Source organism: Mesorhizobium sp. M2A.F.Ca.ET.037.01.1.1, assembly GCF_003998075.1.
Taxonomy (GTDB): domain Bacteria; phylum Pseudomonadota; class Alphaproteobacteria; order Rhizobiales; family Rhizobiaceae; genus Mesorhizobium.
In genome coordinates this window covers 1-572 of sequence record NZ_RZSA01001711.1, presented here as the reverse complement: position 1 = coordinate 572, position 572 = coordinate 1, and the positions used below count along the sequence as shown (strand labels likewise).

The following is a 572-nucleotide window of genomic DNA, read 5'->3' as shown; positions in this document are numbered from 1 at the left end:
TCGCCATGCGTCGCCATCAGCCGGAACAGCAGAGCATCGAAGACGAGAAGCGCCGAGAACCCGAGCACCACCACCGCGCTCGCCGCCGCAACGAGCAACGCCAGCACCGCAAGCGGCGCTTGGAACGCGCCGCGCGTCGAGGCGACCAGCGGCGCGATGCTGTCGCCGGCGATCACGATCGCGGCCGGCCATGCCGCCTGCTTGACCAGCATGGCGGCGAAGGCGGCCGTCTTGCGCTGATAGGCGTCGTCGCTCATGCCGGCTCGTCCAGTCCGAGCTGAAGATGCACCGGCCGGCCGGAAGCGGCGAGCTGCTTGCGCGCCTGCGCCGGAGTGTGCGAGCGGCCGCTGGCAACCAGCCAGCGGGCGACGACTGTGGCGCTGCGCTGAAAACCGAGCGCGCAGCAGACCAGCACAGTGCCCTGCCGGCGCGCCGGCTCGATTGCCGCCACCGCCTCGTCGAGCGTCTCCGCGGGCGGCGGCAGAAGATCGAGCATGGGAAAGCCGATCCAGCGGCCCGGCGCGTCACGCGGCCGCTCCAGCTCGGCGGCAAGATCGATGACCGTGCCGAAG

The 572-nt window shown here is 71.7% G+C and carries 2 pseudogenes; both read right to left on the bottom strand.

The features are described 5' to 3' along the window. Positions 1–257, bottom strand: a pseudogene (locus tag EOA27_RS39375) (hypothetical protein); the annotation flags it as partial. Further along, a pseudogene (locus tag EOA27_RS39370) lies at positions 254–572 on the bottom strand (dual specificity protein phosphatase family protein); the annotation flags it as partial. The pseudogenes EOA27_RS39375 and EOA27_RS39370, both read right to left, overlap by 4 nt.